The sequence below is a fragment of the Methylobacterium sp. R2-1 genome (genome assembly GCF_014191355.1).
Taxonomy (GTDB): Bacteria; Pseudomonadota; Alphaproteobacteria; order Rhizobiales; family Beijerinckiaceae; genus Methylobacterium.
Genome location: NZ_JACHWM010000001.1, coordinates 140,348 through 167,057, shown reverse-complemented (window position 1 = coordinate 167,057; position 26,710 = coordinate 140,348). Strand labels below are relative to the sequence as shown.

Below are 26,710 nucleotides of genomic sequence, written 5' to 3'. Positions count from 1 at the left end.
GCTGATCCGGAACGGAGGAGCCTGAACCGGTGTCCGACGAGACCGACGACGAGGACAAGACCGAAGACCCGACGCCGCGGCGCATCGAGCAAGCGATCGAGCGCGGCGACGTGCCTAACTCCCCCGAGATCAACACCTTCTTCATCCTGGCGGCCTTCACCCTCGTCCTGATGCTGTCGGCCCGTCCGGCCGCTGAAGGCCTGACCCGCGACATGCGCGGCTTCCTCGAACATGCCGGCGCCTTGTCCTCGGACGGGGGCACCTATCTCGGCGTCGCCTTCGGTGCGGCTTTGGTCTGCGCCAAGGCGCTCGCGGTCCCGCTGGGCATTGCGATGCTTGCGGCCATCGCCGCCGGACTGATCCAGCACCGGCCGATCTTCACCGCTGAGAGCCTGATGCCGAAATTCGCGCGCATCTCGCCGATGGCCGGCGCCAAGCGCCTGCTCGGCATGGATGCCTGGGTCAATTTCGGCAAAGGGCTCGCCAAGATCGTCGTGGTCGGCACGATTGCCGGGACGATCCTGTGGAACGAGCACGACCGGGCCGAGTCCTTCGCCCAGCTCGATCCGGGCGCGGCACTCCAGAGTACCCTCACACTTGCCCTCAAGATGATGGGCGGCATGCTCGCGGTCTACGCCGCCATCGCGCTCGGCGATGCGCTGTACCAGCGGCACCGCTGGCACACGCGCCTGCGCATGACCAAGGAGGAGATGAAGCAGGAGCATAAGGAGAGCGAGGGCAGCCCCGAGGTGAAGGCCCGGATCCGTCAGCTGCGTCAGGCACGGGTGAAGAAGCGGATGATGGCCGCCGTGCCCACCGCGACCGTGATCGTCACGAACCCGACCCACTTCGCCGTGGCCTTGCGCTACGAGACCGGCATGGCCGCTCCGATCTGCGTCGCCAAGGGCGTCGATTCGCTGGCGCTGCGCATCCGTGCCGTGGCCGCCGAGCACGACGTGCCGGTGTTGGAGAACCCGCCGCTCGCCCGCGCCCTGCACGCCACGGTCGAGGTTGATCAGGAGATTCCCGCCGAGCACTATCGCGCAGTTGCGGAGGTCATCGGTTTCGTGCTTCGCCTGCGCCGCCGGGCCGCCTGAGGCTCGATCCGGTTCCGCATGGGACGGCGAAGTCGTTCAGGCGCCACGGTTTATGCACCATTGTCCGGCAATGCTCCGGCAAAGGGCGCGGCATTTGACGACCCACAGGGCTCGAAGCGGCTAAGTGCGGCGGCCATGTGTGAGGGATGGGTAGGGCCTGATGGCTGAGGTCAGCGGACCAGCGGTGCCGGCGTCCGGTTCGATCGATCGTTCGGAACGGCCCGGCCGGGTCGGCCTGCTACTGATGCTGGCGGGGCTGCTCGTCGGCGCGGCGGTGGGACTGTCCTTCGTCGCCAACGAGCAGGCGCAACCGCTCATCCTCGCCTTGCTAGCGCTGCTCGCGATGGCGGGCGTGTTCTTCCTGTTCGCGCTCGCCATCGGTGCGCTGCAACTCGCCGGCCCGGCCGCACGCGACGACATCACCCGCGCCATCGTCGACGCCGCCCCCGAGGGCAAGCTCGTCGTCGAGGATAACGGGCGGATGATCTACGCCAACGAGGCCTATATGCGGCTGGCCGGCGGCGACAGCTTTTCGAATTTGCGCTCGATCGAGCGCATCTTCGTCGGCGCGCCCGAAGTTTCCGAAGCCGTCTATCGCTTGGCCCAGGCGTCGCGCGATGATCGCGCCTATGCCGAGGAAATCCGGATGTCGCCGCCGCCGGGCGGCGCCCCGGACCGCGACTTCGCGTGGTACCGCATCGCGGTGCGGCCGATCCCGCGTCACCGCGGCTCCGCCGCGCTCTGGACGGTGAGCGACATCACCCACGAGCGCGAACGCCAGGAAAACGTCTTCCAGGAACTCCAGCACGCGATCGACTACCTCGACCACGCGCCGGCCGGCTTCCTGTCGATCGATGCCGCCGGCTCGATCGTCTACATGAACGCGACGCTCGCCTCCTGGCTCGGCTACGACCTTGCCACCGTCGGATCCGGCGGGCTGAAGCTCCTGGAAATCGCGCCCGGCGCCGATATGCTCACCACCGCGCCCGGTCTGCCCGGTGAGGTGCGCACCGACCGCTACGACATCGACCTGCGCCGCCGCAACGGTCAGCCGCTGCCGACCCGGCTCTACCACCGCGTCGCCTACGGGCAGGACGGTGCACCCGGCCCCTCGCGCACCTTCGTGCTCAACCGCTCCGCCGGCTCGGACGCCGACGAGCCGCAGCGCGCGGCGGAGGTTCGCCTCGCCCGTTTCCTCAACAACAGCCCGATTGCCATCGCCACTCTCGACCGCGATGGCCGCGTGATCCGCGCCAACGCCTCGTTCGTGCGCCTGTTTGCCGGCATGCCGCGCCAGCCGGCGGCGGAAGCCGGCCGCGATGCGCCCGACCCGATGATGCGCGACGCCGTGCTGGAGCGCGACCGCGGCGCCATCGAGGGTGCTCTGGCCCGGGCCGCCAACGGCTTCGGCGGCCTTGAGCCGATCGAGGTCGGTCTGTCCGGTCCAGGCGAGCGCTCGGCCCGCGTCTGGATGAGCCCGGCCGATGCCGATGGGACGCAGGCCGCGGATGCCGAGGGCAAGGCCGGCAGCGACGGCGACCGAGAGCGGGTGATCCTCTACGCCCTCGACACGACCGCCCAGCGCCAGCTCGAGCAGCAGATCGCCCAGACCCAGAAGATGGACACGGTGGGCCAGCTCGCCGGCGGCATCGCCCACGACTTCAACAACGTCCTGCAGGCGATCATCGGCTACTCGGACCTGCTGCTCGCCAGCCACCGGCCGACCGACCACGCTTTCCAGGACATCATGCAGATCAAGCAGAATGCGAACCGGGCCGCGAGCCTGGTGCGCCAACTGCTGGCTTTCTCCCGTCGCCAGACCCTGCGGCCGGAAGTGATGGATGTCGGCGAGGCGCTCTCGGACCTGACGCTCCTGCTCAAGCGCCTGCTCGGCGAACGCGTACAGCTCGATTTCCGTCACGGCCGCGAGATCTGGCCGATCAAGGCCGACGTGAACCAGTTCGAGCAGGTGATCGTGAACCTCGCGGTCAATGCCCGCGATGCGATGCCGGGCGGAGGCAGCCTGAGGATCCGCACCGCCAACTGCCCGGTCGACGGTGAGCGGCCGGTCGGAATCCCGGCGGGCGATCACGTGATGATCGAGGTGACCGATACCGGCGAGGGCATTCCGCCCGAGGTGCGCCAGAAGATCTTCGAGCCGTTCTTCACAACCAAGGAGATCGGCAAGGGCACTGGACTCGGGCTCTCGACGGTGTTCGGCATCGTCAACCAGTCGGGCGGAGCGATCGACGTGCAGTCGACGGTGGGCGAAGGCACCACCTTCCGCATCTACCTGCCGCGCCATGAGCCCGGTATCGAGCCCGTGCCCGAACCGCTGCCTCCGCCCCGATCGGAGTCGGGGCTGGACACGATAAAGCCGGTGAAGCCCGTCGGCGCCGATGGTGGTGAGCCGAAATCGGATTCCGGTGAGACGACCGACGCGAAGCGATCGGGGCCGGAAACGGACTCCGCTTCTGCCGTCGCGCGGGCAGCGGAGTCGCCGCCGAAGCCGGCGACCGATCATACCGGCCAGGGGACCGTCCTGCTCGTCGAGGACGAGGATCCGGTTCGCGCGGTCAATTCCCGCGCCCTGTCGGCCCGCGGCTACACGGTACTCGAGGCCGCCTCCGGGATTGAGGCCATGCGCCTGATCGAGGAGCATGCCGAGGGCATCGACGTGGTGGTGTCCGATGTCGTCATGCCGGAGATGGACGGGCCGACTTTGCTGCGCGAACTGCGCAAGCACTACCCCGACCTCAAGGTGATCTTCGTCTCGGGCTACGCCGAGGATGCGTTCCGCAAGAACCTACCCGAGGGCGAGGCCTTCAACTTTCTGCCGAAACCCTTCAGCCTGAAGCAACTCGTCGAGACGGTGAAGCGCACGATGGCGAGCTGACTCCGACCGAGGGCGCAGCAGGACTAATTCAGGACGTGAGGCACCGGCGAGTGTCGTCGGAGTTTTCTCTCGCGAACGCCGAAGGTCGGCGTGACGTCGAACAAGCTTGTTCGCGTCTGGCGTTGCCGTGGTCGGCTTTCTCGGTCCCTGCCTTCGATCGAGGGCGTGGCTTCAGGACATTTCCTTGTCTGGCTGGTCGCGACTCGCCCCGGCCACAGGCGACATCTCCTCCCCCCCCTCGGCCGGTAATCCGCGCCGCAACTCGAACAAGCTCATCTGCAGAAGCGTTCGCTGTCTGAATGTGGCGGCTGGTCCCAATCGCTCCTCGGCTTGGCGCAGGAGCTGCTCGATCTCACGAAGTTCGTTGAGGTCTTTCGGCATGAGGGCCACCTCATCATGCGTCCTACCGAGACTAGATCGGCGCCATACCTCTCACATTCTGATCCAAATGTCCTTCATGACGTTGAACTCGAAGTTTGCTCTTCCGGCGATTTTGATCGCAGACAATCAAAACAGTCTGGATTTCAATTTGTAAATTCTTGCCGAAACACATATTTATATTTTTTATTACTCCGGATATACCGCTGATTAGCTGTTTACATAAAATCGGATCGTCCAGCAAAGGTGAATTTTTTACCGTGCATAACTGAATTTGTTTTCGAATTAAAATATAATCTACTGAATTATTCTATTATAAAATACTCGGCATCCTTGCAAATGACGTGCCCTCAGGTTCTGAGCAAGCAAATTCTACTCGCCTCAACCCAGTTCATTGGATTCATGTGTTCGTCACACGTGTCGGGAACAGCACACCCGCTTGTTTCACGGGCGCGGCACGACGCCGCGGTGACGGTCTAAAACCTTCGCGTTGGGACTTGCAAGACGAGAACAAAACAAGTACGAAATGGACAGCTTCGGCGGATTGAGCGCCGTGCCCCTCCCATGCATAAGGATGCCGAGCGATGGCCCAGCCTGCGCTGAAGATGGTGGAATCCTCGACAATGGCAGCAGCGGACAAGGACAAGTCGAAGGCGATCGAGGCTGCGCTGACGCAGATCGAGCGCGCGTTCGGCAAAGGCTCGATCATGCGCCTCGGTAAGAACGACAAGGTGCAGGAGGTCGAAACCATCTCGACGGGCTCGCTCGGCCTCGATATCGCGCTCGGTGTCGGCGGCTTGCCGCGGGGGCGCGTCGTCGAGATCTACGGCCCCGAATCGTCCGGCAAGACGACGCTGGCGCTCCACACGATCGCCGAGGCCCAGAAGAAGGGTGGCGTCTGCGCCTTCGTGGACGCAGAGCACGCCCTCGACCCGGTCTACGCGCGCAAGCTCGGCGTCAATCTCGACGACCTGCTGATCTCCCAGCCTGATACCGGTGAGCAGGCGCTCGAAATCACCGACACGCTGGTGCGCTCCGGCGCCATCGACGTGCTCGTGGTCGATTCGGTGGCCGCGCTGACGCCGCGGGCCGAGATCGAGGGCGAGATGGGCGAGAGCCAGCCGGGCCTCCAAGCTCGCCTGATGAGCCAGGCGCTGCGCAAGCTGACCGGCTCGATCTCGCGCTCGAACTGCATGGTGATCTTCATCAACCAGATCCGCATGAAGATCGGCGTGATGTACGGCAGCCCTGAGACCACCACCGGCGGCAACGCACTGAAGTTCTACGCCTCGGTGCGCCTCGACATCCGCCGCGTCTCGACGCTGAAGGACCGCGACGAGGCCATCGGCAACTCGGTCCGCGTCAAGGTCGTCAAGAACAAGGTCGCGCCGCCTTTCAAGCAGGTCGAATTCGACATCATGTTCGGCGAGGGCGTGTCGAAGGTCGGCGAGCTGATCGACCTCGGCGTGAAGGCCGGCATCGTCGAGAAGTCGGGCGCGTGGTTCTCCTACGACAGTCAGCGCCTCGGCCAGGGCCGCGAGAACTCCAAGGGTTTTCTGCGCGACAATCCGGATATCGCGAACAAGATCGAAGCCTCGATCCGTCAGAATTCGGGGCTGGTCGCCGACCGCATCCTCGAGAATGCCAAGCCGACGGCCGAGGATCTGGACGAGGGCGAGGCGTAAGCCCGCCGCCTGAACCACCGGAAACGAAAAGGCCCGCCGCGAGCGATCGCAGCGGGCTTTTTCTTGGGCCGAAACGCGGAGGATCAGTCCGCCGCGTGTTGCGCGTCGAACTCGGCGGCGAAGCGTGCGCCGGGCCGGTCCGTGCAGCGGTCCACCCAAGCGTCGATCGCGGGCACGCCGGGCTTGCCGAACCACGCATAGGGCGAGTGAAGCAGGAGATCGGTGGCGGTGAAGCGGTCGCTGAGCAGATATGGCTTGTCCTTCAGGGCTCCGGCGAGCCGCGCCTGGATCTCCGCCTCGGTGCGGAAGGTCCGGGCGACGGCCGGGTGATCGACGCCGATGGCCTTGAGCGTCAGCACCGGCTCGACGATGCCGGCATACCAAGCCAACCAACTCAGATAGGGGCCGCGCTGCGGGTCCCCGACGGGGATGCCGAGACCCGCCTGCGGGAACAGGTCGGCGAGATACTGAATGATCGCGCTCGATTCCCAAACCAGGGTGCCGTCGTGGTCGAGCAGCGGCACCTTGCCGTCGGGATGGGGGTTGCGCGGGTCGCGGCCGCCCGAACCGTCCATGCGTGGAATGGTGACGACCGCGATGCCGACCGTCTCCAGGGCGTCGAGTTCCTTGAGGAGCGCGACGATGCGGGTCGAGCGGCTGCGCGGCGAGTGGAACAGGGTGATCATCGGTGGTCTCGTGCTGGCGGGGTGACGGGAGACGTTGTAGCCAGGGTCACCTGTCAGTTTCCGTCAGTTGAGCGATGGCGCGGACCGATCGCCTTTTCCGGCTGCTGCACGCGATGCGCGTCCTGCCCTCACCGGTCACCGCGGCACGCCTCGCGGAGGAGACCGGCGTGTCGCTGCGCTCGCTCTATCGCGACATCGACAGCCTGCGCGCGGCCGGCGCCCGCATCGAGGGCGAACGGGGCTACGGCTACCGGCTGATCGAAGATGTCGCCCTGCCGCCGCAGACCTTCGACCGGATCGAGATCGAGGCGCTCGTTCTCGGCCTGGCCGAGGTCCGCCACATGGGCGATCCGGCGCTGGAGAAGGCCGCCGCCTCGGTGCTGGCGAAAGTCGCGGCGACCCTGCCCGACCGGGCCGAGCAGCACCTGTTCCACGCCGTCTCGCAGGTCCGCCGCTTCGAGGCGCGCTTTCCCGCATTCCCCGACATGGAGACGATCCGATCGGCCTGCTGGCGCGAAGAGGCGCTGCTTCTCCGCTACACCGACAAGGACGGAACGGTCACCGAGCGGACGATCCTGCCGCTCTCCGTAGTCTATCTCGACAGCAAGATGACGCTGCTGGCGTGGTGCTGCCTGCGTGAGGCGTTCCGGATGTTTCGCCTGGACCGTATCCGCGCCGCGCGGCCGGCCGGCACCAGTTTCCGGCCGCGGCGGGTGGCGCTGCTGCGCAGCTACCTCGCCGAGTTGAGGACCGGACGGAGTTTCGCGGCGCCGACCGGCTCCGCGCAGAACGAGCCGACGTGACTTGCACAGCTTCGGACCGTATGAGGGCGCAACAATGCTGCCGCGCTGCCCGCCAGCCGGCTCCCGACGCGACTTGATTTCCGAGCCTATCCGATGAGCGGCGTCAACGAGATTCGATCGACCTTCCTGGACTACTTCCGGGATGCCGGGCACGCGGTGGTGCCCTCGTCCTCGCTGGTGCCGAAGAACGACCCGACGCTGATGTTCACGAACGCCGGCATGGTGCAGTTCAAGAACGTCTTCACCGGTGTCGAGAAGCGCCCCTACGTGAAGGCGACCTCCTCGCAGAAATGCGTCCGCGCCGGCGGCAAGCACAACGATCTCGACAATGTCGGCTACACCGCACGGCATCACACCTTTTTCGAGATGCTCGGCAATTTCTCGTTCGGCGACTACTTCAAGGCCGACGCGATCGAACTGGCCTGGAAACTGATCACCCAGGAATTCGGACTGACGCCTGAGCGCCTGCTGGTGACCGTCTATGCCGACGACGACGAGGCAGCGGCCCTCTGGCGGAAGATCGCCGGCTTCTCCGACGAAAAGATCATCCGGATCGGCACCTCCGACAACTTCTGGCAGATGGGCGATACCGGCCCGTGCGGCCCGTGCTCGGAGATCTTCATCGACCAGGGTCCGGCGCTCGCCGGCGGCCCGCCCGGATCGCCGGACGAGGATGGCGACCGCTTCCTCGAATTCTGGAACCTCGTCTTCATGCAGTACGAGCAGGTCGAGCCGGGTATGCGCAATCCCCTGCCCCGGCCCTCGATCGACACCGGCATGGGCCTCGAGCGGATGGCCGCGATCCTCCAGGGCGTCCACTCGAATTACGACACCGACCTGTTCCGCGCGCTGATCGATGCGGTCGCCCATGCCCTGTCCCGCGCGCCCGAGCCGGAGACACGCGCCTCCTACCGCGTCATCGCCGACCACCTGCGCTCGACCTCGTTCCTGATCACCGACGGCGTGCTGCCCTCGAATGAGGGCCGCGGCTACGTGCTGCGCCGGATCATGCGCCGTGCCATGCGCCATCTCGAACTGCTCGGCGCCCGCGATCCGGTGATGTACCGCCTGGTGCCGACGCTGGTGCGCGAGATGGGGCAGGCCTTCCCGGAGCTGGCCCGCAACGAGGCACTGATCTCCGAGACCCTTCGGCTGGAAGAGGGACGCTTCCGCAAGACCCTGGAGCGCGGCCTCGCGATCCTTGACGCTGAGAGCCGTGATCTCGGCGCCGGCCAGAACCTTTCGGGCGAGACCGCCTTTACTCTCTACGACACCTACGGCTTCCCGCTCGACCTGACCCAGGACGCGCTGAAGGCCCGCGGCATCGGCGTCGATACCCAGGCCTTCGACGCGGCGATGCAGCGTCAGAAGCAGGCGGCACGGGCCGCGTGGCAGGGCTCGGGCGAGGCCGCGACCGAGACCGTCTGGTTCGGCATCAAGGAGCGCACCGGCGCCACCGAATTTTTGGGATATGAGACGGAGGCCGCTGAGGCCGTCGTCGGTGCCCTCCTGCGCGAGGGCAGTGAAGTCGAGACGCTGAAGGCCGGCGAGAGCGGCCTCGTGATCGTCAACCAGACGCCCTTCTACGGCGAATCCGGCGGTCAGGTCGGCGACACCGGCGCGATCGCCGGTCCGGGCCTCAAGGCGCGCGTGACCGGTACGGAAAAGAAGCTCGGCGACTTGTTCGTGCATCACGTCACGGTCGAGGAGGGCACGCTCTCCGTCGGCGCGCCGGTGGAGATGAAGGTCGATCACGCCCGCCGCGCCGCGATCCGCGCCAACCACTCGGCCACCCACCTGCTGCACGAGGCGCTGCGTCAGGTGCTCGGCGACCACGTGGCGCAGAAGGGCTCGCTCGTCGCGCCCGAGCGTCTGCGCTTCGACATCAGCCACCCGAAGCCCATCGACGAGGCAGAGCTGAGCCGCGTCGAGGAGATCGCCAACGCGGTGCTGCTTCAGAACGCGCCGGTGGTCACCAAGCTGATGGCGGTGGACGAAGCGATCGAGTCGGGTGCCCGCGCTCTGTTCGGCGAGAAGTACGGCGACGAGGTCCGGGTCGTCTCCATGGGCCGGCCGGTGGATGACGAGGGCCGCGAGGTCGAAGGCCGCCTGCCGAACTTCTCGATCGAGCTATGCGGGGGCACCCACGTGTCCCAGCTCGGCGAGATCGGCCAGATCACCGTGCTCGGCGAGAGCGCCGTCGGCGCGGGCGTGCGTCGGATCGAGGCGATGACCGGCAGCGCCGCCCGCCGCCATCGCGCCGCGGAGAGCCGTACGCTCAGTCAGCTCGCAGGCCTGCTCAAGGCACCGGTGGGCGACGTGCCGGACCGGCTCTCCGCCCTGATCGAGGAGCGCCGGCGGTTGGAGAAGGAACTGACCGACGCGCGGAAAAAAATCGCCATGGGCGGCGCTTCGGGCGGCGGCGAAGAGGCCCGCGAGGTCAACGGTGTGAAGCTGATGGCCCGCGTGGTCGAGGGCGTCGAGATGCGCGACCTCAAGGGCCTGGCCGACGAGGGCAAGAGCCGCCTCGGCTCCGGCATCGTCGCGATCGTCGGCGTGTCCGCCGACGGCAAGGCCGGGCTCGTCGTCGGTGTCACAGAAGATCTCACCGACCGCTACGATGCCGTCGGCCTCGTGCGCGCGGGCGCCGGACATCTCGGCGGCAAAGGCGGCGGTGGACGACGCGACATGGCTCAGGCCGGCGGACCGGACGGTGCCGGTGCCGAAGCCGCACTGGCCGCCATCTCCGAGGCGCTGGCAGCGGCCTGAACCCGCCATCACCCATGTGAGACGCAGGCGAAGAAAAATATCTTCGCTCACGGAACGGTGAGCGGGTTCGCGGCTTGGTTGGCCGCGATCCCCGCCGCTTCCGAGCCCTGTGCCCGGCGCGTTCTCTCCCCGATCCGGCTCAGCCGCGGATCCGGGACAGGGCGTCAACGTCCCGTGAGCCGATGAAACTCTTTCGCTGCCAGTCCTGCGACAACGTCCTCTATTTCGAGAACCGCTCCTGCGGGCGCTGCGGCCATCGGCTGGCCTACCTGCCGCAGCTCGGCCGGATCTCGGCCCTGGAGCCTGCAGGCGACAACAACGCCTGGATCCCGCTCGCCGCGCCCGATCGCCCGAGTTTCCTCTGCACCAACGCCGCGCACGACACCTGTAACTGGATGGTGCCGCCGGGCACGACCGACGCCTTCTGCCTCGCCTGCCGCCACAATGGCACCGTGCCGGATGTGAGCGACCCGGTGAACCTCGATCGTTGGCGGGAGATGGAGCACGCCAAGCACCGGCTGTTCTACACGCTGCTGCGTTGGAACCTGCCTCTGAAAACCCGTGCCGAGGATCCTGAGCACGGCCTGATCTTCAACTTCCTGGCCGATCCGCCGGATGCGAGCGGGCACAAGGTGATGACCGGCCATGACAACGGCATCATCACCATTGCTCTGGTGGAGGCCGACCCGGCCGAGCGCGAGAAGCGCCGCACGTCGATGGGTGAACCCTATCGGACGCTTCTCGGACATTTCCGCCACGAAGTCGGCCACCATTACTGGGACATTCTCGTGCGCGACGCCGGCAAGCTGGAGCCGTGCCGGGCAGTGTTCGGCGACGATTCGCAGGATTACGGCGCGGCGCTCAAGCGCCACTATGACCAAGGCCCACCGCCGGACTGGCAGGAGACGTTTGTCTCGGCCTACGCGACGACCCATCCGTGGGAAGACTTCGCCGAGACCTGGGCGCATTACCTCCACATCGTCGACACGCTGGAGATGGCGAGCGCCTTCGGCATGCAGGTGAAACCCAAGGCCGATATCGAGGGCGAGCTGGCGGCGCGCGTCGATTTCGATCCCTACGGGGCCCACAGCATCGAACAGATCATCGATGCGTGGCTTCCCTTCGTCTTTGCCATGAACAGCGTCAGCCGGGCCATGGGTGAAGGCGACCTCTACCCCTTCGTGCTCGCTCCACCGGTCGTGGCGAAGCTCGGGTTCATCCACGAGCTCGTGCACCGGCGAGTGTGAGATCGCCAGAGTCGGATCAGTGGCGGGCGGGGCTACCGGTCAGGCCCGACCCGCCTCCGCCGAGAGCATGGCGGGATCGATCCCGATCGCCTTGAGAACCTGATCGTACTTCGTGCCGAGGCCCGGATCGAAGATCAGCCCGGGATCGGCCGGGCAGTTCAGCCAGCCATTGGCCAGGATCTCGTTCTCGAGCTGGCCCGCCTGCCAGCCTGCGTAGCCGAGCGCCAGCACCGCGTTCGACGGGCCGCGCCCGTCGGCAATGGCGCGCAGGATCTCTACCGTCGCCGTGAGACACACGCCTTCGTCGATCTGCAGGGTCGATTGATCGATGTGAAAGTCGGCCGTGTGCAGCACGAAGCCGCGCTTGGCATCGACCGGACCGCCCATCAGCACCGGCATATGGCCGACCCGCTCACGCAGGCGGATCGCGTCAGCCTCGCTGGCGATGTCGAGCTGGATCAGGAGATCCGGCATGCTCAGGTCCGCGACCGGCTTGTTGACGATGATGCCCATCGCCCCGTCCGCCGAGTGGGCGCAGAGATAGATCACCGAGCGCGCGAAGCGCTCGTCGCCGATCCCCGGCATGGCCACGAGGAACTGGCCGTCGAGATAGGCGGGGTCTTTGAGCGCGGGGTCGGGTATCTGCATCGGTCTATGCTAATGCGGCGGCCGCCATTGATCCATAAGGCAAACGCGCACGCAGGATGCCGGTGCCTCGACAGTCGCGCGAAGCGCGTCTAACGGTTCGGGGCTTTTGCGAGGAGAGCACGGATGACCATTCAGGTTGGCGATCACCTGCCCCAGGCCACCTTCCGGGTGAACGGGCCGGACGGTCCGCAGGCCAAGACGACCGACGACGTGTTCAAGGGGCGCCGCGTCGTGCTGGTCGGCGTGCCGGGTGCCTTCACGCCGGCCTGCCATCGGAACCACCTGCCGGGCTTCGTCGCCAAGCGCGAGGAGATCCTGGCCCGCGGCGTCGATGCGATTGCCGTGACCGCGGTCAACGACATCTTCGTCCTCAACGCGTGGCAGCAGCAGAGCGGCGCCGAGGGCATCGAGTTCCTGGCCGACGGCAATGCCGAGTTCGCCAAGGCGATCGGCCTCGAAATGGACGGCTCCGGCTTCGGTCTCGGCCCGCGCTCCCAGCGCTATGCCATGCTGGTCGATGACGGCGTCGTTCGCATCCTCAATGTCGAGGATACGCCCTCCAAGGCCGAGGTGTCGGGCGCCGAAGCGCTGTTGAAGGTGCTCTGATCGATCTGCTCCTCCCCTCCCCCACGGGGGAGGGTTCGAACCCCTCAGTCGTCCCAACCGTAATTCCGCGCATCCGTTGCGGCGCGATGGAAGGCGAGGCGCCGGTCGTATTCCAGCGGGTCCTTGGGCTGCACCAGGGCACCGGCCGGCACGTTCAGCCAGTCCACGAGGCGGGTCAGCATGAAGCGCATGGCCGCGCCCCGCGCCAGAACCGGCAGCGCCGCGATCTCGGCAGGCTCCAGCTTTCGCACGGAATCGTAGCCCGCGATCATCGCTCCCGCCTTGTCGCGGTGGAAGGTGCCGTCCGCATCGAAGCACCACGCGTTGAGGCTGATCGCCAGATCGTAGGCGAAGGCGTCGGTGCAGGCGAAGTAGAAGTCGATCAGCCCCGACACGGCGTCGCCGATGAAGAAGACGTTGTCGGTGAACAGGTCGGCGTGGATGACCCCGCCCGGCAGGCCCTGCGGCCAGGACGCTTCAAGGACATCGAGGTCGGCGCGCGTGCGGGCCGCGAGTCCCGGCGCAACCGTGTCCGCCTGCGCCTCCGCCTGCACGAACAGCGGCCGCCACGCCCCCACCGACAAATTGTTCTCGCGCACCATCGGGAAGTCGCGCCCGGCAGCGTGAAGCCCGGCCAGCGCGGCACCAAGCGCCCGGCAATGCTCCGTGTTCGGACGGCTTAAGGAAACGCCTTCGAGGAAAGTGACGATCGCCGCCGGCCGGCCGCAGAGGCGCCCGAGCGCGGTTCCGGCGCGGTTGCGCACCGGCTGCGGGCAGGCCAGGCCGGCCCGCGCCAGATGACCCATCAGGTTGATGAAGAACGGCAGATCCGCCTCACTCACCCGCTTCTCGTAGAGGGTGAGGATGTAGTTGCCCGTGCTCGTGTGCAGGAAGAAGTTCGAATTCTCGACGCCTTCCGCGATGCCCTTGTAGGAGAGCAATTCGCCGAGTTCGTACTCTTTGAGAAAGGCGCGTAGCGCCTCGTCGGATACGTCGGTGTAGACCGCCACGGGTGCCGCTGCCGGGTTCGCGCAAGAGAAAGGGGCGCCATGGGCGCCCCTGGAGGTCGTTCGGTCGGCTTGTTCAGGCGCCGACGCGGGCTTCGCCCTACTCGGCGGCCTCGCTGCGCAGCTCGCGCGGCAGCGGGAAGGACATGTCTTCGACCGTGACCGAGACCTGATCCACCGTCACGTCGAAGCGCGCGGCGAAGGCGTCGATGATCTCTTCCACCAGGACCTCAGGTGCAGACGCGCCGGCGGTGAGGCCAAGGCGACGGATATCCTTGAAGGCGTCCCAGTCGATCTCCTCGGCGCGTAGGACGAGGCGGGTGATCGGGCAGCCGGCCCGCTCGGCGACCTCGCGCAGCCGCTGCGAGTTCGAGGAGTTGGAAGATCCCACCACGATCAGCGCATCGACCCGCGGAGCGACCTCCTTGACCGCCTCCTGGCGGTTGGTGGTGGCGTAGCAGATGTCGTCCTTGTGAGGGCCATGGATGCCGGCAAACTTGGCCTTCAACGCCTCGACGATATGCTTGGTGTCGTCGATCGACAGGGTCGTCTGCGTCACCCAGGCGAGCGCCTGGTCGGCCGGCGGGTTCAGGGCATCGATCTGGTCGATGTCCTCGACGAGCGTGATCGAGCCTTTGGGCAGCTGGCCCATGGTGCCGACGACTTCCGGATGACCGGAATGGCCGACGAGCAGGACGTGACGCCCGCGCTTGTGATGGATCTCGGCCTCGCGGTGGACCTTGGTCACCAGCGGACAGGTGGCGTCGATGGTGGTGAGGCCGCGTGCGTCGGCGTTCTGCGGCACCGTCTTGGCGACGCCGTGGGCGGAGAAGATGACGGGTGCGCCGCTATCGGGCACCTCGTCCAGCTCGCGCACGAACACGGCGCCTTTCCGCTTCAGAGTCTCGACCACATACTTGTTGTGGACGATCTCGTGGCGAACGTAGACCGGCGCTCCGTAGATCGCCAGCGCCCGCTCGACCACGTCGATCGCGCGCACCACGCCGGCGCAGAAGCCGCGGGGCGCGCACAGCAGAATCTCCAGTGGCGGCTTGTCGCCCGTCACGGCCGGCTGCGGGACCCGGTTCGGGTCAGCGGTGAGGTTGATGGTGTCAGCGCTCATGATCCGGCGGATGTGGAGAGGGGTGGCCGGGTCTGTCAACAGCGGCCAGCCCGAAAGCCGCGACAGGTTTGAGCCTGTCCGTCACTTTTACATAGCACACATGCAGCGATCCGTGACCCCCGCCGGTCGCCCAGGGGGCCTGCATCCTCACGCGTGTGGCAATGCTGCCTTCCGACGAAGCTGCGGCGCGGCGATCTAATGAAGGGGCCGGACATGTGACGAACGACACCCGAATCGCCCTCGCGATAGCGGGGCGAGCGGGCTAAGGGGAAGCCCTTCTCCCTTCCGGAACCAGCGAGGCAACGGGCTTTCATGGCGAGCGCCACGGACCATGCCAGCTTCCTGCCGCCGGTGCTGACGTTTCTGTCGGCAGCGGTGATCGGCGTTCCGCTCGTGCGTCTGCTCGGCCAGAGTGCGGTGCTCGGCTATCTCGTGGCGGGCGTGGTGATCGGCCCGGCCGGCTTCTCGCTGATTGCGGAGCCCGAGACCGCGGCGAGCGTCGCCGAGATTGGCGTGGTTCTCCTGCTCTTCATCGTCGGACTCGAACTCGAGATTACGCGACTCGTCTCGATGCGGCGCGACATCTTCGGGCTCGGTGCCGCTCAGCTCGCTCTCTGCTCGCTCGTCATCGCGGGGGCGGCCCTCGCCTACGGCCTGACGCCGGCGGCGGCGAGCGTCGTCGGCATCGCCATCGCGCTCTCCGCCACGGCCGTCGCGCTCCAACTGCTGGAGGAGCGCGGCGATCTCGGCTCACCCTATGGCGGGCGCTCCTTCGCGGTGCTCCTGTTCCAGGACATCTCGGTGGTAGCAATCCTGGCGCTGCTGCCGCTGCTGGCCTCGGCCGGCGCCACGCCGAAGGACGGCTGGCTCGACGAGGGCCTGCGCTCCACCGGCCGCGCGGCGGTCGCGGTGGCGGGCGTGGTGCTCGTCGGGCGCTACGGCCTCAACCCGTTCTTCCGCCTGCTCGCGGCCGCGGGCGGACGTGAGGTCATGACGGCAGCCGCCCTCCTTGTCGTGCTCGGCACGGCGCTGGTGATGGAGAAGGCCGGCCTCTCCATGGCGATGGGCGCCTTCCTCGCGGGCGTGATGCTCGCCGAGTCGAACTTTCGCCATCAGCTCGAGGCCGATATCGAGCCGTTCCGCGGCATGCTGCTCGGCCTGTTCTTCATGAGCGTCGGCATGTCGATCGACGGCGGCCTGCTCACGAATCACTGGCTGGCGCTGCTCGCCGCGACCATGGCGGCGATCGCCGTGAAGATCGCCCTCGTCGCCGGGCTGTTCCGCCTGTTCGGTTCGCCCTGGCTCGACGCCCTGCGCGGCGCGGCGGTTCTGGCGCCGGCCGGCGAATTCGCCTTCGTGATCCTGCCGGCGGCGGGCGACCTGCGCATCCTCGCCTCGGACGTGACCCGCTTCTGCGTCGCGCTCGCCGCTCTCACCATGCTGGTCGGGCCGATCGCCGCCAAGGGGCTCGACGCGCTGATCGCCCGCCGCCCCAAGGAGGCCGAGCCGCCCTCCGACGTCGGCGAGGCGCAGGAATCCGGCGACACCCGCGTGCTCGTGGTGGGCTTCGGCCGCTTCGGGCAGATCCTGGCGCAGGTGCTGCTGGCGGAGGGCATCAACATCACCGTCATCGACAAGGACGTCGAGCAGATCCGCAACGCGACGAGTTTCGGCTTCCGCATCTATTACGGCGATGGCACCCGGCTCGACGTGCTGCGCGCCTCCGGCCTCGCGAAAGCGGAGCTGATCTGCGTCTGCATCGACGATGCGCCGGCAGCGCTGAAGATCGTCGACATCGTCCACGAGGAGTTCCCGAACGTGCGCACCTACGTGCGGGCCTACGACCGCACGCACGCCATCGAGTTGATGAACCGCGACGTCGATTTCCAGCTTCGCGAGACCGTCGAATCCGCCCTCGGCTTCGGTCGCGCCGCCCTCGAAAGTCTCGGGCTTTCCGCCGAGGCCGCTGCGCGCCGCGTCGAGGACGTACGCAAGCGTGACGTCGCCCGCCTCGTGCTGCAGCAGGCAGGGGCCATGCCGGACGGGTCCGGCTGGCTGCGCGGAACTCCGGAATTGCGGCCTGAACCGCTCACCGCGCCGAAGAGCCCGTCGCGGGCGCTCAGCGCCGAGACCCGCGGCCTGATCGAACCGCAGCCGCACGAATCCGCTGCTCGCGCGCTCGAACCCGAGGATGCCGAGCCGAATGCCTGACGTGGGCGAAGGTGAGGTGCCGGAGCGGAGTCGGGACGAGGGCACGGCGCGCTTCGTCTCGGGTTCGATCCTACGCCACGTCGTAGTGATGAGTGCGACCGGTTCCGTCGGCCTGATGGCGATCTTCGCCGTTGATCTCTTGTCGTTGTTCTACGTCTCGAAGCTCGGAGACCCGGCACTCACCGCCGCGGTCGGCTTCGCTTCGATCGTCCAGTTCTTCGCCATTGCCATCAATATCGGCCTGATGATCGCCGCCGGCGCGCTCGTCTCGCGGGCGATCGGCGCGAACGATTCCTCCGGGGGACGGCGGATCGCGACCTCGGTCACCGTCCACTGCATGATCGCGTCGGGGCTCCTTGCCGCCTTCCTGCTCGCCGTGCTCGACCCGCTGCTCTCGGCCATCGGCGCCGAGGGGCACACCCTCGACGTCGCCAAGCGCTATCTCTGGATCAGCCTGCCGTCGAACCTGCTGCTCGGGCCGGGCATGCTGTTCACCGGCCTCCTGCGCGCAGTCGGGGCGGCGCGCGAGGCGATGTACGTCACGCTCGGCGGTGCCGTCATCACCGTGTTCGTCGATCCGCTTCTGATCTTCGGCTTCGGTCTCGGCGTGGACGGCGCCGCGCTCGCCGTCTGCGTGGCCCGGGTGACCTTCGTGGCCGTCGGCTGGGCCGGGGTCCGGCGCTACCGGCTGCTCGAAGCGCCGCACCTCGCCGCCATCCTCGGCGATCTGCCGCTGGTGGCCCGCATCGCCGGGCCGGCGGTGCTCACCAACCTCGCCCCCTCGATCGCCAGCGCCTTCGTGGCGCATGCCTTGTCCGGCTTCGGGCCTCCGGCGATCGCCGGAAACGTGGTGATCGAGCGTCTTGCCCCGGTCGCCTTCTGTGGGCTGTTCGCGATGTCGGGCTCGATCGGCCCGATCCTAGGCCAGAACTGGGGCGCGGGCCGCTTCGACCGGATGCGCGGCGTGCTCCGGGTCGGCGCGGGAGTGACAGCGCTTTACGTCGTCGTCGTCTGGCTTCTCCTGGCCCTGGCGCGAGAACCTTTGGCCAGCGCTTTCGAACTCAAGGGTGTCGCAGCCGAACTGTTCGGCTTCTTCTGCCTGGTGAGCGGGCCGGTCTGGTTCTTCAACGGGCTCCTGTTCCTCGCCAATGCCTCGTTCAACAATCTCGGTTTCCCCTTCATCTCGACCCTGTTGAACTGGGGACGGGCGACACTCGGCACGGTCCCGCCCGCCCTCATGGGAGCGGCGTGGTACGGACCTGAGGGCGTGATCGCCGGCACCGGCATCGGATCGATCGCCTTCGGCGTGGCGGGTCTCGCCTTCGCCTTCCGAACCGTGAGCCGACTCGAGCGCGGTGTGAGGAAAGTGGCAGGCTCGACCATCGATCCCCCCTCGGCCGATGAAGCGGTGCAGGCAGCGCCCTCCAGCGGAATGTCCCTTTGACAATCCCGGCACCGAACCGCCGCTATCCCTAAGGAAATCGGCGCGAAATCGGGCTTAGTGCTGGTCAGCCCCGTCCGGTTGCGACACACTTGCGGCTGAGGCCGTTCCGGCGAGCCTCCGGGCGTGAGTGTCGACGGTAATCGCCGGCGCGCGGCCGGAACGAGGATGGGCCCGCGACATGCGCTCGTTGTCACGGCGCGATCGTCGCAAGACCCGAAAGCGTTCGGCATCCGGACCGTTGCTGCTTCGAGGCGCCCGGCCATGTACACGATGTTCGACATCCTTCAGAGCCAGGGCGACGCGAGCGTGCAGGCCTTCGGGCAGCAATTCGGCCTCACACCGGAGCAGACCCGCCGCGCGATGGAGGCCTTGCTGCCGGCTCTGTCCATGGGCATGCAGCGAAACGCCGGAGCCGATCCGATGGGCTTCGGACGCCTGTTCGGGCTCGCCCAGCCGGGGAAGGCGCCGCAGGGAGGCGCCGACATGCTGGCGGGGCTGTTCGGCTCACCCATGATCGCGCAGGCGGTAATTCAGCAGGCCTCGGCGGCAAGCGGCGTCGGATCCCAGGCCCTCCGGCAGATGCTGCCGATCATGGCCGGCATGATCGTCGCCGGCATCGTCCATCTGCTTCTCAACGCACCCGCCCCGGCTCCGGCCGCGGAGACGCCGCCCTCCCCATATCCCGTCGGCACGTTATGGACGGATTGGCTCAACGGCCTCAGCGCGGCCGCAGCGCAGATGACGCCCGCGGCGCCGCCCCCGGCACGAGCTCCCGAGCCGCGCTCGACGGGCCGAAAGGCGGAGGCTGCGCCAGCGGCGGACGCGACGAAGGCCTCAATGGAGGTGATCCAGCAGATGCTCCAGACCGGCGCAGAGGTTCAGGAGCAGAACGTCAAGGCGATGAAGGATGCGTTCGACGCGTTCTGGAGCCAGACGAAGCCGGAGGTCGATCCGTCGAAAGCAGGAACCGCCCCCTCGTCTTCACGGACTGCCGGTCCCGATACCGGAGGATCCATTCCGTCGAAACGCAAGCCCGGCGGCAAGAACTGACGACCACTCAAGGCTCGCTTGCCTTCAAGCCGTCAGAACGAAACCGTGCGTTCATAAGGCTTCGCGGTAGAAGTAAAGAACACAAATTTGAAGCGCTACTCGATCGTGGGGAAGCTCACGATCTTCGGATAGGCTTGCATCAGCGTACTTCCGAAGACCTGCAGCCCGGCAAGGATTGCGAGCCCAACGAAGGTGCAGACCAATCCATACTCGATCGCCGTCGCACCACCATCATGCCGCGAAAATCGTTGGCAGGCATCACGCAACGACGCAATGCAGCGGACGATTTGCGGGTCGGAGGAGAGCGGAGGCACGACAGATCGTTCCGAACCAATTGCTGTTGCGGCACGCTACCGATCGAAACTTGCGGCGAGCTTAAAGGCGTCTCATAAAACCCGCCCTAACAGCGCTGATCCCTCCCTGCCGGAGTATCATTGGTTTCGAGGGAGACGACAAAAGTTGTGAGGCGTCCCGCGAAGCCTTTGAGCCGATCTGGCCACCGACCGCAGGAGAATGTACTGCAGTCACTCGGACGACGCTGGATTGCGTCGGCGTCGCCCGATGTTCGTGTGGATCGCTGATCGATCAGTCCTTACCGGTCTCCTTACGCAGAGAGTCAATGCGCTTCGAGGCTTCCGCCTTGTCGAGATCGGCCTCGAAGGCCTCCGGAGACTTAGCCTGTTCGGACAGGGTCTTGAGGTAGGAGGCCTGCGCCCCCGTCATCGGCTCGGAGCCGGTCGTCCACTCGTCCGGATCCTTGATCCGGTTCGAGTCGTCGGTCGGATCGGATTTCGGGTTCTCGGCCGCAGCTTGATCCTTGGTCGTTTTACGGGTCATCGACGCTCTCACTTCGTTCATGTATTGTTCTCATGAACGCGAAGACCGTTGCGAAGTTCCGGGCTTGGTGAGGGGCCCGGAACTTCGTGGCGCAACCCTTAAGCGGCGGCCGCCCGCGGCTGCACTTCGGCGAGGTAGTCGTCCATCAGCGCCTTGGTCAGGGCCGCCGGCGTGAAGCGGTAGGGGCCGATCTCCGAGACCGGCGTCACCTCGGCGGCCGAGCCGGTGATGAAGCACTCGGAGAAACCCGTCAGCTCCTCGGGGCGGATGCGCCGCTCGATGACCTCGATCCCGCGGCGCTTGGCCAGCTCGATCACGGTCTGGCGGGTGATGCCGTTGAGGAAGCGGTCGGCCTGGGGGGTGTGGATCACGCCATCAGTGATGAAGAAGACGTTGGCGCCGGTGCACTCGGCGACGTTGTCCTCCCAGTCGAGCATGAGCGCGTCGGCATAGCCCTTGTTCTCGGCGCGGTGCTTCGAGATCGTGCAGATCATATACAGGCCCGCCGCCTTCGAGGTGGAGGGCGCGGTGCGCGGATCGGGACGGCGGTAATCGGCGATGTCGAGGCGGATGCCCTTCATCTTGGTCGCCGGATCGAAGTAGCTCGGCCACTCCCAAGCGGCGATGGCGAGGTGGATGGTGTTCTTCTGCGCCGCCACGCCCATCATCTCCGAGCCGCGCCACGCGACGGGGCGCAGGTAGGCGTCCTGAAGGCCGCTGGTCGCCAGCACCTGGGCCTTGGCCGCCTCGATCTCGTCGACGGAGTACGGGATCTCGAAATCGAGAAGCTGAGCCGAGCGGCGCAAACGCTCGGAATGCTCGCGGCTCTTGAAGATTCGGCCGCCATAGGCCCGCTCGCCCTCGAACACCGACGATCCGTAGTGGAGGCCGTGGCTGAGCACGTGGATCTTCGCCTCGCGCCACGGCACCATGGCACCGTCGAACCAGATCGTACCTTCGCGCTCATCGAAGGGAATCACGGACATTTCTCGAAGTTCCTCTGCGCGGCCTCGGCGAAGCACGGGGTCGCAGGGTGGGGCAGGAGCCGGCGCGCGGACGCAGAACGATGCAGCGAGCGACTGGACCGGCAGGGTTGACGGGTAGCAATGGGGCTGAGATATGTCAACAACACTGACTTATCTTCCCGGGCCGTCCGGAGCCCCGCGATCTACTGCCGACCGAGGTTTTCACGACGTGGACCGTGTGATGACGCCAGACGCCGACGCAGCGGTACAGGCTCCGGGTGAGGCTTCACTCCCGAGCTGTCCGGCGACGGGCGGCGAGAGCGACGACCTGATCGAACTTCTGTTCTTCGCCTATCGCGATTTCGTCGGCGATCCCGACCGGATTCTGGCGCAGTACGGCTTCGGCCGGGCGCATCACCGGGTGCTGCACTTCGTCGATCGCTATCCCGGCCTCACCATCGCCGAACTCCTCGATATCCTGCGCATCACCAAGCAGAGCCTCAACCGGGTACTCAAGGATTTGATCGATCAGGGCTATGTCGAGCAGCAGACCGGCACGAGCGACCGGCGTCAGCGGCTCCTGTTCTGCACCCCGTCCGGCCGGGCGCTGACGGCCGACCTCACCCGCGTCCAGGTTCGCCGGATCGTGCGGGCGCTCGATGCGCCGGCCGAGGAGGACGAGGCTGACGGCGGGCGCGGCGCCCGTGCGGCGTCCGCCCAGGATTTCCTGCTCGCGATGATCGAACCGGCGGAGCGCGCCGCGATCCGCCGGCTGATGGCGCGCCGCACGACGGTGCGCGTCTGATGTCGGCCGAGACCGCCCTAAGGGCGCGGCCCGAGCTTCCGGACCACGCGCCCCACATCCTGCTCGTCGACGACGACCGGCGGGTGCGCGAACTCCTGTCCCGCTTCCTCTCCGAGCAGGGGTTCCGCGTCACGGCCGCCGCGAACGCCGCCGAGGCGCGCCTGCGCGGCCAGTGCTTCGTGTTCGACGCGCTCGTTCTCGACGTGATGATGCCCGGCGAGAGCGGCTTCGACTATGCCCGCTCGGTGCGCGAGACCTCGCGGGTGCCGATCCTGATGCTGACCGCCCGCTCCAATCCCAACGACCGGGTGACGGGCCTTGAGATCGGCGCCGACGACTACCTGCCCAAACCCTTCGAGCCGCGTGAGCTGATCCTGCGGCTCAACAACATCATCCGCCGCCATGCCGCCGTGCCGGACGCCCGCTTCTCCGGCGAGGATGCCGTCAGCTTCGGGCCCTTCAGCTTCCGCGCCGACCGGGGCGAGTTGCGACGCGAGAACGAGCCGGTGAAGATCACCGAGCGCGAGCGCGAGATCCTAACCATCCTGGCACAGGCGCGGGGCGGCAATGTCGAGCGCGAGACGCTCGCGGGCAACGGCGGCCTGGCGGCCGAGCGCACCATCGACGTGCAGATCAACCGCCTGCGCCGTAAGATCGAGCCGGATCCGGCCAATCCGAGCTTCCTGCACACCGTTCGCGGCGTCGGCTACCGCCTCGCCATCGATTGAGGACCCCATGGCGGCCCCCGCCGGCCTCTCTTCGAGCGAACCCCGCCGGGCCGGCGCGCTCGCGGCCGTCTTCGGCCGGATCCGGAAGGGGTGGCGGCGCATTAGCCGGGGCATCGGCGACGCCCTGCCGAAGGGCCTCTACGCCCGCTCGCTGATCATCATCATCGCGCCGATGGTGCTGCTCCAGTCGGTGATCGCCTACACCTTCATGGAGCGACACTGGCAGCTCGTGACCCGTCGGCTCTCGGCGGCGGTGACCGCCGACGTCGCCGCGCTGATGGACATCTACGAGTCCTATCCGCAGGACAAGAATGCGGAGACGATCTCGCGCATCGCCGGCGAGCGGCTGAACCTCGACATCGACATCCTGAAGGGCGCCAAGCTGCCGAGTCCGGGGCCGCGGCCGTTCTTCTCGATCCTCGACGAGGTGCTGTCGGAAGAGATCCGCCGCCAGATCCGACGCCCGTTCTGGATCGACACGGTCGGCCGCTCGAACCTCATCGAAATCCGCGTGGCGATCCCTGAGGGGGTGATGCGCGTCACGGCCCGGCGCAACCAAGCCTATGCCTCGAACTCGCACATCTTCCTGCTGTGGATGACCGGCTCGTCGCTGGTGCTACTCGGCGTGGCGATCCTGTTCCTGCGCAACCAGATTAAGCCGATCCTGCGTCTCTCGGCGGTGGCGGAAGGGTTCGGCAAGGGCCGCGAGATCGAGTTCAAGCCCCGCGGCGCCCGGGAGGTCCGGCAGGCGGGCCACGCCTTCATCGAGATGAAACGGCGCATCGAACGCGCCATGGAGCAGCGCACGGCGATGCTCAACGGCGTGAGCCACGACCTGCGCACCATCATCACCCGCTTCAAGCTCTCGCTCGCCCTGGTCGAGCAGACCCCGGAGGTGGAGGATCTCCAGCGGGATGTGGACGAGATGAGCCGGATGCTGGAGGGCTATCTCGCCTTTGCCCGCGGCGACTCGGCCGAGACCGCCGCCGAGACCGATATGCGGATCCTGCTGGAGGATCTACGCAGCGACGTCGAGCGGCTCGGCGCCCATGTCGAGGCGGTCGAGATCGAGGGCAGCCCGCTCGTCACCGTGCGGCCGGATGCGATGCGCCGCTGCCTGTTCAACCTCGCCGCCAACGCCGCGCGCTACGCCGACACCGTGGCGATCTCGGGCAAGCGCGAGTATCGCGCCTTCCTCGTCGCGATCGACGACGACGGGCCCGGCATCCCGCCGGAGAGCCGCGAGGAGGTGTTCAAGCCGTTCGTGCGGCTCGACGATTCCCGCCAGGATGCCGGCGGCTCCGGGCTCGGCCTCGCCATCGCCCGCGACATCGCACGCGCCCATGGCGGCGATGTCGCGCTGCACGAAAGCCCCCTGGGCGGGCTGCGGGCGACGGTCCGCATTCCCGCCTGATCGGCCCCCTGCCGCCCACGCCGTCGTATCGCTCAGAGATTCTGAAGCGCGGGAGTTTCCTCCGGCGGAACGGCGATGCTAAGACCGCATCGCATTATTGTTCGGGCCGCGCCGCGGTCCCTCAACGAACGCGAGTAACGTCGAATGAACCCGCTGGTGCCGCTTTCCATCGTGCTGCTCATCCCGATCACGGCCGTCTGCGCCGTGCTCTTCACGGATACGGGGATCGAGCCGGCCCTGTTCTACGCGGCGGTCAAGACGTTCGCGATCCTGTTCGTCGTCGGCGGCGCGATCTCTTTCGCTGCCAGCCGTCTCGCCGCGCGCACGAACGGCTGACACCCGGCGCCGACCGGCGCCTGACGGAAGGTCGAGGCCATGCTGCGTGTCGTACCTTCCTTCGGCCGGATCGGCGAGGAGAACGCCTTCGCGGTGCTCGCTCGCGCGGGCGCGCTCGCGGCGCAGGGCCGTGACATCATCAATCTCGGCATCGGCCAGCCGGACTTCCCGACGCCGGCCCATATCGTCGAGGCGGGCATCAAGGCGTTGCGCGACGGCCATCACGGCTACACGCCGGCCGTCGGCCTCCCACCGCTCCGCGAGGCGGTGGCGCGGGACGTCCATCGCCGCCACGGCGTCGAGGTCCCGCCCGATTCGGTCATGATCGTGCCGGGCGGCAAGGTCACCATGTTCATGGCGATCCTGATGTTCGGCGAGCCCGGCACCGAAATCCTCTACCCCGACCCCGGCTTTCCGATCTACCGCTCGATGATCGAGTTCACCGGTGCGACCCCGGTCCCGGTGCCGATCCGCGAAGCCAACGGCTTTGCCTTCTCAGCGGAAGAGACGCTCTCGCTCATCACGGAGCGTACGCGGCTGCTGATCGTCAACTCGCCGGCGAACCCTACCGGCGGCGTCACGCCGAAGGCAGAGGTCGACACCATGGTGAGAGGCCTCACCGCCCATCCCGGCATCGCCGTGCTCTCCGACGAGATCTACGGCACCATGACCTATGACGGGCAGGCGCATGTCTCCCTACTCGCCTATCCCGAGATCCGCGATCGCCTGATCTATCTCGATGGTGCCTCGAAGACCTACGCGATGACGGGCTGGCGGCTCGGCTGGTCGGTCTGGCCGAAGCCTCTCTACGACGCCGCCCGAAAGCTCGCCGTGAACTCGTTCTCCTGCGTCAACGCCGCCACGCAATGGGGCGGCATCGCCGCCCTCGACGGGCCGCAGGACTGCATCGCCACGATGGTCGCCGAGTTCGATCGGCGGCGGCAACTCGTCGTGGATGGCCTGAACCGCCTGCCCAACGTCTCCTGCGTCACACCCAAGGGAGCGTTCTACGCCTTTCCGAACATTGCCCGGACCGGCTGGAAGGCCAAGCCCCTCGCGACCGCGCTCCTCGACGAGGCGGGCGTGGCGGTGATCGGCGGTCCCGATTTCGGCGTGCACGGCGAGGGCTATCTCCGTCTGTCCTACGCCAACTCCGCCGAGAACATCGCCAAAGCCCTGGAGCGGATGGAGCGATTCCTGTCCGAGTGCGCCCCCGGCTGATACCCGGCGGGCGTCGCGGCCGGCATCACGGAAGCATCCGCGCCCACACGCGGCAGATCAGGGAAAGCTCTGCCTTCGAATCAGGCAACTTCGAGCAATCTCGGCCTTTCTCGATTTTCCATGCATCCGAATTCGAGGCTCGGACGTTACAGGGCCATGCTTCGCTGCGCCTGGATCGCGGCGGACGTCATAACGACGGAGTTGCTCGAATGAAGATCAAGACCCTTCTCGCCGCCTCGGCCATCGCCCTTGCTCTGCCCATGGCGGCCCAGGCTCAGGGCACCCTGCGCGGTGCAGAGCGCGGTGCCCAGGAAGGCGCGGATGCGGCCGGCCCGATCGGCGGCATCGTCGGAGGTGCGGTCGGCGCGGCCACTGGAACGATTGGTGGCATTCTCGGCGTCGAGGACCGTCCGCGGTTCCGCTCGTACGTTCGCGAGCGCAACGTCCGCTCCTACGATTATGACGGCCGCGTCGTCGTCGGCTCCACCCTGCCGTCCTCCGGCGTGACCTATTACGACGTGCCGAACGAGTACAACGTGACCCGCGGTACCCGCTACACCGTCGTCAACGATCGCCCGGTGCTGGTCGATGGCCGCCATCGGATCATCGAAGTGCTCGACTAAGCACCCACCTTACGGGCCGCCCTTCCAGGGCGGCGCCATCCGGCCCCGGCACCCAGTGCCGGGGCCGTTTTTGTGCCTCGTCCTTGGGCTCTGCGCTTTGTCGTTCGCGACAACGCTCGGACTGAACTCGG

At 67.1% G+C, this 26,710-nt stretch carries 24 protein-coding genes; 16 read left to right on the top strand and 8 right to left on the bottom strand.

Going from position 1 to position 26,710, the window contains the following annotated elements; genetic code table 11:
* The first annotated feature begins 29 nt into the window (after positions 1-29).
* Together flhB and FHU13_RS00760 are read left to right on the top strand one after the other, a co-directional pair.
* Complete coding sequence (gene flhB, locus FHU13_RS00765) at positions 30-1,097, top strand: flagellar biosynthesis protein FlhB (RefSeq protein ID WP_183433959.1); 1,068 nt, start codon at positions 30-32, stop codon at positions 1,095-1,097.
* 160 nt (positions 1,098-1,257) lie between these two features.
* On the top strand, positions 1,258-3,993 hold the full coding sequence (locus FHU13_RS00760; RefSeq protein WP_183433958.1) for a response regulator: 2,736 nt from the start codon (positions 1,258-1,260) through the stop codon (positions 3,991-3,993).
* A gap of 171 nt (positions 3,994-4,164) precedes the next feature.
* Here FHU13_RS00760 and FHU13_RS00755 read toward each other — a convergent pair whose 3' ends face one another.
* Entirely contained in the window at positions 4,165-4,374 is a 210-nt protein-coding gene (locus FHU13_RS00755) for a hypothetical protein (RefSeq protein WP_183433957.1), read from the bottom strand.
* Positions 4,375-4,955: 581 nt separating this feature from the next.
* On the opposite strand from FHU13_RS00755, the gene recA reads away from it, so the two are divergent.
* The gene (gene recA, locus FHU13_RS00750; RefSeq protein ID WP_183433956.1) at positions 4,956-6,056 is read left to right on the top strand and encodes a recombinase RecA; all 1,101 of its coding nucleotides are present in this window, start codon (positions 4,956-4,958) and stop codon (positions 6,054-6,056) included.
* Between the two features lie 83 nt (positions 6,057-6,139).
* Here the strand turns inward: recA and FHU13_RS00745 are convergent, their stop codons facing one another.
* A complete protein-coding gene (locus FHU13_RS00745; protein ID WP_183433955.1) occupies positions 6,140-6,742 on the bottom strand; it encodes a glutathione S-transferase family protein in 603 nt (200 codons plus the stop codon).
* Positions 6,743-6,816: 74 nt separating this feature from the next.
* Between FHU13_RS00745 and FHU13_RS00740 the strand changes: the two genes are divergently transcribed.
* The 3 genes from FHU13_RS00740 to FHU13_RS00730 all read left to right on the top strand — a co-directional run bounded on the left by FHU13_RS00740 (position 6,817) and on the right by FHU13_RS00730 (position 11,561).
* Positions 6,817-7,545, top strand: coding sequence for a helix-turn-helix transcriptional regulator (locus FHU13_RS00740; RefSeq protein ID WP_183433954.1), 729 nt, complete (start codon positions 6,817-6,819; stop codon positions 7,543-7,545).
* Positions 7,546-7,638: 93 nt separating this feature from the next.
* Positions 7,639-10,314, top strand: coding sequence for an alanine--tRNA ligase (gene alaS, locus FHU13_RS00735; RefSeq protein ID WP_183433953.1), 2,676 nt, complete (start codon positions 7,639-7,641; stop codon positions 10,312-10,314).
* 182 nt (positions 10,315-10,496) lie between these two features.
* On the top strand, positions 10,497-11,561 hold the full coding sequence (locus FHU13_RS00730; RefSeq protein WP_183433952.1) for a putative zinc-binding metallopeptidase: 1,065 nt from the start codon (positions 10,497-10,499) through the stop codon (positions 11,559-11,561).
* A 39-nt stretch (positions 11,562-11,600) separates the two neighbouring features.
* Here the strand turns inward: FHU13_RS00730 and FHU13_RS00725 are convergent, their stop codons facing one another.
* Positions 11,601-12,209 (bottom strand): YqgE/AlgH family protein, encoded by a 609-nt coding sequence (locus tag FHU13_RS00725; protein WP_183433951.1) that lies wholly within the window; start codon positions 12,207-12,209, stop codon positions 11,601-11,603.
* A 123-nt stretch (positions 12,210-12,332) separates the two neighbouring features.
* Between FHU13_RS00725 and FHU13_RS00720 the strand changes: the two genes are divergently transcribed.
* Positions 12,333-12,815, top strand: coding sequence for a peroxiredoxin (locus FHU13_RS00720; RefSeq protein ID WP_183433950.1), 483 nt, complete (start codon positions 12,333-12,335; stop codon positions 12,813-12,815).
* 44 nt (positions 12,816-12,859) lie between these two features.
* On the opposite strand, the gene thrB is transcribed toward FHU13_RS00720, so the two are convergent.
* Together thrB and ispH are read right to left on the bottom strand one after the other, a co-directional pair.
* Positions 12,860-13,825 carry a homoserine kinase gene (thrB, locus tag FHU13_RS00715; RefSeq protein ID WP_183433949.1) on the bottom strand — a complete coding sequence of 322 codons (966 nt, stop codon included), beginning with the start codon at positions 13,823-13,825 and terminating at the stop codon, positions 12,860-12,862.
* 97 nt (positions 13,826-13,922) lie between these two features.
* Complete coding sequence (gene ispH, locus FHU13_RS00710) at positions 13,923-14,945, bottom strand: 4-hydroxy-3-methylbut-2-enyl diphosphate reductase (RefSeq protein ID WP_183433948.1); 1,023 nt, start codon at positions 14,943-14,945, stop codon at positions 13,923-13,925.
* A 312-nt stretch (positions 14,946-15,257) separates the two neighbouring features.
* Between ispH and FHU13_RS00705 the strand changes: the two genes are divergently transcribed.
* The 3 genes from FHU13_RS00705 to FHU13_RS00695 all read left to right on the top strand — a co-directional run bounded on the left by FHU13_RS00705 (position 15,258) and on the right by FHU13_RS00695 (position 19,650).
* Positions 15,258-17,156 carry a monovalent cation:proton antiporter-2 (CPA2) family protein gene (locus FHU13_RS00705; protein WP_183433947.1) on the top strand — a complete coding sequence of 633 codons (1,899 nt, stop codon included), beginning with the start codon at positions 15,258-15,260 and terminating at the stop codon, positions 17,154-17,156.
* Complete coding sequence (locus tag FHU13_RS00700; RefSeq protein WP_183433946.1) at positions 17,149-18,600, top strand: MATE family efflux transporter; 1,452 nt, start codon at positions 17,149-17,151, stop codon at positions 18,598-18,600. Before FHU13_RS00705 ends, FHU13_RS00700 begins: the two co-directional genes overlap by 8 nt.
* Before the next feature lie 261 nt (positions 18,601-18,861).
* A complete protein-coding gene (locus FHU13_RS00695; RefSeq protein WP_183433945.1) occupies positions 18,862-19,650 on the top strand; it encodes a DUF937 domain-containing protein in 789 nt (262 codons plus the stop codon).
* Between the two features lie 95 nt (positions 19,651-19,745).
* On the opposite strand, the gene FHU13_RS00690 is transcribed toward FHU13_RS00695, so the two are convergent.
* The 3 genes from FHU13_RS00690 to FHU13_RS00680 all read right to left on the bottom strand — a co-directional run bounded on the left by FHU13_RS00690 (position 19,746) and on the right by FHU13_RS00680 (position 21,473).
* Complete coding sequence (locus tag FHU13_RS00690) at positions 19,746-19,964, bottom strand: Flp family type IVb pilin (RefSeq protein WP_312889538.1); 219 nt, start codon at positions 19,962-19,964, stop codon at positions 19,746-19,748.
* A 271-nt stretch (positions 19,965-20,235) separates the two neighbouring features.
* Entirely contained in the window at positions 20,236-20,487 is a 252-nt protein-coding gene (locus tag FHU13_RS00685) for a DUF3072 domain-containing protein (protein WP_246714429.1), read from the bottom strand.
* A gap of 98 nt (positions 20,488-20,585) precedes the next feature.
* The gene (locus FHU13_RS00680; RefSeq protein ID WP_183433943.1) at positions 20,586-21,473 is read right to left on the bottom strand and encodes a branched-chain amino acid aminotransferase; all 888 of its coding nucleotides are present in this window, start codon (positions 21,471-21,473) and stop codon (positions 20,586-20,588) included.
* Positions 21,474-21,693: 220 nt separating this feature from the next.
* Here FHU13_RS00680 and FHU13_RS00675 point away from each other — a divergent pair, with 220 nt between their 5' ends.
* The 6 genes from FHU13_RS00675 to FHU13_RS00650 all read left to right on the top strand — a co-directional run bounded on the left by FHU13_RS00675 (position 21,694) and on the right by FHU13_RS00650 (position 26,579).
* Positions 21,694-22,257: a MarR family transcriptional regulator gene (locus tag FHU13_RS00675; RefSeq protein WP_210287382.1), complete on the top strand. Its 564-nt coding sequence runs from the start codon at positions 21,694-21,696 to the stop codon at positions 22,255-22,257.
* Entirely contained in the window at positions 22,257-22,985 is a 729-nt protein-coding gene (locus tag FHU13_RS00670) for a response regulator (protein WP_183433941.1), read from the top strand. Before FHU13_RS00675 ends, FHU13_RS00670 begins: the two co-directional genes overlap by 1 nt.
* 7 nt (positions 22,986-22,992) lie before the next feature.
* A complete protein-coding gene (locus FHU13_RS00665; protein WP_183433940.1) occupies positions 22,993-24,399 on the top strand; it encodes an ATP-binding protein in 1,407 nt (468 codons plus the stop codon).
* 144 nt (positions 24,400-24,543) lie between these two features.
* On the top strand, positions 24,544-24,735 hold the full coding sequence (locus tag FHU13_RS00660) for a hypothetical protein (RefSeq protein ID WP_183433939.1): 192 nt from the start codon (positions 24,544-24,546) through the stop codon (positions 24,733-24,735).
* 39 nt (positions 24,736-24,774) lie between these two features.
* A complete protein-coding gene (locus tag FHU13_RS00655) occupies positions 24,775-25,956 on the top strand; it encodes a pyridoxal phosphate-dependent aminotransferase (protein WP_183433938.1) in 1,182 nt (393 codons plus the stop codon).
* Positions 25,957-26,165: 209 nt separating this feature from the next.
* The gene (locus FHU13_RS00650) at positions 26,166-26,579 is read left to right on the top strand and encodes a DUF1236 domain-containing protein (RefSeq protein WP_012454488.1); all 414 of its coding nucleotides are present in this window, start codon (positions 26,166-26,168) and stop codon (positions 26,577-26,579) included.
* The last annotated feature ends 131 nt before the right edge of the window (positions 26,580-26,710 follow it).

Excerpts from the sequence above, each read along its gene's own strand:
- FHU13_RS00760 (WP_183433958.1), top strand. The coding sequence starts at position 1,258 with ATGGCTGAGGTCAGCGGACCAGCGGTGCCGGCGTCCGGTTCGATCGAT.
- FHU13_RS00755 (WP_183433957.1), bottom strand. The coding sequence starts at position 4,374 with ATGCCGAAAGACCTCAACGAACTTCGTGAGATCGAGCAGCTCCTGCGC.
- recA (WP_183433956.1), top strand. The coding sequence starts at position 4,956 with ATGGCCCAGCCTGCGCTGAAGATGGTGGAATCCTCGACAATGGCAGCA.
- FHU13_RS00745 (WP_183433955.1), bottom strand. The coding sequence starts at position 6,742 with ATGATCACCCTGTTCCACTCGCCGCGCAGCCGCTCGACCCGCATCGTC.
- FHU13_RS00740 (WP_183433954.1), top strand. The coding sequence starts at position 6,817 with ATGGCGCGGACCGATCGCCTTTTCCGGCTGCTGCACGCGATGCGCGTC.
- alaS (WP_183433953.1), top strand. The coding sequence starts at position 7,639 with ATGAGCGGCGTCAACGAGATTCGATCGACCTTCCTGGACTACTTCCGG.
- FHU13_RS00730 (WP_183433952.1), top strand. The coding sequence starts at position 10,497 with ATGAAACTCTTTCGCTGCCAGTCCTGCGACAACGTCCTCTATTTCGAG.
- FHU13_RS00725 (WP_183433951.1), bottom strand. The coding sequence starts at position 12,209 with ATGCAGATACCCGACCCCGCGCTCAAAGACCCCGCCTATCTCGACGGC.
- FHU13_RS00720 (WP_183433950.1), top strand. The coding sequence starts at position 12,333 with ATGACCATTCAGGTTGGCGATCACCTGCCCCAGGCCACCTTCCGGGTG.
- ispH (WP_183433948.1), bottom strand. The coding sequence starts at position 14,945 with ATGAGCGCTGACACCATCAACCTCACCGCTGACCCGAACCGGGTCCCG.
- FHU13_RS00705 (WP_183433947.1), top strand. The coding sequence starts at position 15,258 with ATGGCGAGCGCCACGGACCATGCCAGCTTCCTGCCGCCGGTGCTGACG.
- FHU13_RS00700 (WP_183433946.1), top strand. The coding sequence starts at position 17,149 with ATGCCTGACGTGGGCGAAGGTGAGGTGCCGGAGCGGAGTCGGGACGAG.
- FHU13_RS00695 (WP_183433945.1), top strand. The coding sequence starts at position 18,862 with ATGTACACGATGTTCGACATCCTTCAGAGCCAGGGCGACGCGAGCGTG.
- FHU13_RS00685 (WP_246714429.1), bottom strand. The coding sequence starts at position 20,487 with ATGACCCGTAAAACGACCAAGGATCAAGCTGCGGCCGAGAACCCGAAA.
- FHU13_RS00680 (WP_183433943.1), bottom strand. The coding sequence starts at position 21,473 with ATGTCCGTGATTCCCTTCGATGAGCGCGAAGGTACGATCTGGTTCGAC.
- FHU13_RS00675 (WP_210287382.1), top strand. The coding sequence starts at position 21,694 with ATGACGCCAGACGCCGACGCAGCGGTACAGGCTCCGGGTGAGGCTTCA.
- FHU13_RS00670 (WP_183433941.1), top strand. The coding sequence starts at position 22,257 with ATGTCGGCCGAGACCGCCCTAAGGGCGCGGCCCGAGCTTCCGGACCAC.
- FHU13_RS00665 (WP_183433940.1), top strand. The coding sequence starts at position 22,993 with ATGGCGGCCCCCGCCGGCCTCTCTTCGAGCGAACCCCGCCGGGCCGGC.
- FHU13_RS00660 (WP_183433939.1), top strand. The coding sequence starts at position 24,544 with ATGAACCCGCTGGTGCCGCTTTCCATCGTGCTGCTCATCCCGATCACG.
- FHU13_RS00655 (WP_183433938.1), top strand. The coding sequence starts at position 24,775 with ATGCTGCGTGTCGTACCTTCCTTCGGCCGGATCGGCGAGGAGAACGCC.
- FHU13_RS00650 (WP_012454488.1), top strand. The coding sequence starts at position 26,166 with ATGAAGATCAAGACCCTTCTCGCCGCCTCGGCCATCGCCCTTGCTCTG.